Below are 3413 nucleotides of genomic sequence, written 5' to 3'. Positions count from 1 at the left end.
CTCCCGGCAAGATCCGAAAGACAGGGCCTAGCCCCGCCGCCGCCGGTCGTTCTCGTCGTCGTGCGGGCCCAGCAGTTCGTCCGCCAGGGTCGGGAGGTCGTCAAGCGGGGTCTCCTCCGCCCAGTCGGAACGGCGGCGCGGCCGTCCCTCCTCGTCGACCTGCGGCAGCTCACGGGTGCGGTCACCCGCGCCCGCCGACTGCTCGTCCCGGAAGATGCCCGGGGGCACGCGATGTGCCGGGTCGGTGTCCCGTACGGGCGGAAGCACCGCCGTCTCATCGGCCGCGGCACCGGCTCCGGAGGTGCCCGCGTCCCGTACGGGCGGCAGGACCGCCGTCTCATCGGCCGCGGCCGTCGGAGCCTCCGCCCGCACCGGGGGAAGCACCGTCGTCTCCGCAGCCCCCGAAGCAGCCTCTGAAACCGCCCCCGAAGGCGCGTCCGAGGCCGCGTCCGGGACCTGCGGCAGGACCGTCGTCTCCGCGTCCTGCTTCGTCATCTCGACGCGCGGGCGCGGCTCGGCGGCGGGCGGCAGCGGCGTTTCCACCGTCTGCGTCACATCGTTCGCTCCGGGCGCCACCGCAGGCGTGGGCACAGTGGTCTCCGCAGCGGTCGCCGCAGTCACGGCAGCCGCCGCCTCCGCGGCCCTGCGGGCCTCCTCCGCCCGCAGCAGGGCCTCCTCCGCCTTGCGCTGCTTCTCGCGGCGCCGCTCCTCCGCCTCCGCGCGCAGACGGGCCTCTTCCTCGGCCTGCCGGCGACGGCGCTCCGCTTCCTCCCGGCGGATCTTCTCCTCGGCCTCACGCCGGCGCCGTTCCTCCTCGGCCAGCCGCCGCGCCTCCTCGGCACGCTGCCGGGCCTCCTCCGCCTGCCGTTCGGCCTCGCGCTGCCGCGCCTCCTCCAGCTCGCGGCGCTTGCGCTCCTCCTCCTCGGCACGCAGCTTGGCGAGCTGCTCCTGGCGCTCGCGCTCCAGGCGCTCCTCCTCCGCCTTCCGGGCGGCCTCTTCCTCGGCCTTGCGGCGGACCTCCTCCTCGGCGGCCTTCCGCGCCTCCTCCTGGGCCTTCACCTCGGCTTCGGAGAGCGGCAGCATCTGGTCGAGCCGGTGCCGTACGACCGTGGTCACGGACTCCGGTTCCTGGCCGGCGTCCACCACCAGGTAGCGGCCCGGGTCGGCCGCGGCCAAAGTCAGGAATCCGGCCCGTACCCGCTGGTGGAACTCCGCGGGCTCGGACTCCAGCCGGTCCGGCGCCTCGGTGAACCGCTCGCGGGCGGTCTCCGGGGAGACGTCGAGCAGCACCGTCAGATGCGGAACGAGCCCGTCCGTCGCCCAGCGCGAGATCCGGGCGATCTCGGTCGGGGACAGATCGCGGCCCGCGCCCTGGTAGGCGACGGACGAGTCGATGTACCGGTCGGAGATGACGATCGCACCGCGCTTCAGCGCCGGCCGCACGACCGTGTCGACGTGCTCGGCGCGGTCGGCGGCGTACAGCAGCGCCTCCGCGCGGTGCGACAGACCGGCCGACGAGACGTCGAGCAGGATCGAACGGAGCCGCTTGCCGACCGGCGTCGCGCCCGGTTCGCGGGTGACGACGACCTCGTGGCCCTTGGCGCGGATCCACTCCGCGAGCGCCTCCACCTGCGTGGACTTGCCCGCGCCGTCGCCGCCCTCGATGGCGATGAAGAAGCCGGTCGCGGAGGGCGCCTGCGCCGGGTCCGCGCCGCGCCGGACCGCGTCGGCCAGATCGCGGCGCAGCGGCACGCCGGAGCGGTCGTCGGTCTTGGCGAGAACGATCACGGCGACCGGCAGCAGCAGCGCGCCGACCAGCATCAGGGTGAAGGCGGCGCCGCCGTGCGCGAAGACGAAGTCACCGCTGGCGAGGCGGTGCGGGCCGATCGCGGCGGCGAGCAGCGGGGCGGCGATGGCCCCGAGCGCGATCGAGACCCGGACGACGGCCTGCAGATGCTCGGTGATCCGCGGGCGCCGGTACTCCTCGGTCTCCAGGTCGATGAGTGCGTGCCCGGTGGCCGCGGCGACCCCGGCCGCGCCGCCGGCGAGGACGGCGAGGAACAGCACGGTCGCCGTGTCCGGAACGAGTCCGAGGGCCAGCAGCGCGATACCCGTCACGGCGACGGCAAGCGCCAGCAGCCGGCGGCGCGACAGGGCGGGCAGCACGGCCTTGGCACCGCGGATGCCCAGGCCCGTACCGCCGGTCAGCGCGAGGACGAGCAGCGCGAAGGCAACCGGGCCGCCGCCCAGATCACGGCCGTGCAGTACGGCGACGGCCGCGGCGGAAGCGATGGCTCCGGCGACCGATGCGCAGGCCAGGACGAGCAGCGGCACCGCGCCCGTACGGCCCTTGTCGAGTCCGCTGCCCGTGGACGGGCGGCGCAGGCCCTCAAGGGGGGAACGGGGGCGCGGAGTCTGCGCGTCCGGAAGCTCGATGGCGGACAGGACGGACAACGACGCGGCGAAGAGCCCCGCCGCGACGTACGACCCGAGGGCCGCCTGGTGGAGCGAGAACCACTCGATGCCGGAGCCGAGCAGATTGCCGATCAGCGTGGCGACGAGCAGGACGGCGGCCCCTGCGGGGATCACCGCGAAGGCGGTACGGAGGGAGAGCCGGCGCAGCGCGTCATGGTGATCCGGAAGCGGCCGTACCGCAGCGCCCTCCAGGGGCGGCGCGGGCAGCAGGGCGGGCGCCGCGCTCTCCCGGGCCACGGTCCAGAACCGCTCGGCGACACCGACGACGAAGACCGTCCCCAGGAGGTACGCCAGAGCGCTGTCCGGGGTCCAGTCGATCCACAGCGGGGCGATGACGAGCAGTGCGATGCGGAGGCCGTCGGCCCCGATCATCGTCCAGCGACGGTCGAGCGGGCCGGTGGGCGCGGTGAGTGCCGTGAGCGGACCGAGCAGCACCGCTCCGAAGAGCAGAGTGGCGAGGATACGGGCGCCGAACACGGCGGAGACGGCGAAGGCGGCACCCCGGTACCCACCGCCGAACGCGCCTTCGGAGACCGCCGCCTGAAGCGCCAGCAGGACCAGCACCAGCAGCGCCAGGGCATCACCGATGCCGCCGACGAGCTGCGCACCCCACAGGCGCCGCAGCGCGGGTACGCGCAGCAACGCCCTGACGGCGCGCTCGCGTGAATCCGCGGCTAGGGCGTCTGCGGCAAGTGCACCGGGGTCAGAGGTGGGGCTCTGGGCCGTTGGCTGCTCGGCTCGCGTCATCCGCCCAGCCTATCCGGAGCGCATTGCTCCCCGGAGGCCCAGCCCGAACAAATGGGCGGCGATCTGGCGGAAGAGGCGATCGGACGGAAGAACGGAAGAGGGGCCACCCCAGGGTGGCCCCTCTTCCGTTACTGCTCGTGTACTTCTCGTGCTCGTCCGAAGCGGACGGCTCCCGCTGCTACTCCTCCGAG

The 3413-nt window shown here is 74.3% G+C and carries 1 protein-coding gene; it reads right to left on the bottom strand.

The features are described 5' to 3' along the window. Window positions 1-27 precede the first annotated feature (27 nt). Window positions 28-3222, bottom strand: coding sequence for a dTMP kinase (gene tmk, locus ACWGI8_RS41830; protein ID WP_453668693.1), 3195 nt, complete (start codon window positions 3220-3222; stop codon window positions 28-30). Between the last annotated feature and the right edge of the window lie 191 nt (window positions 3223-3413).

This window comes from Streptomyces sp. NPDC054841, assembly GCF_053611045.1.
Note: the sequence above shows the minus strand (reverse complement) of the source record. Positions and strands in the feature narration are given on the sequence as shown.

Bases quoted from the DNA above. Each gene is read 5' to 3' on its own strand.
- tmk (WP_453668693.1), bottom strand. From the start codon at position 3,222: ATGACGCGAGCCGAGCAGCCAACGGCCCAGAGCCCCACCTCTGACCCC.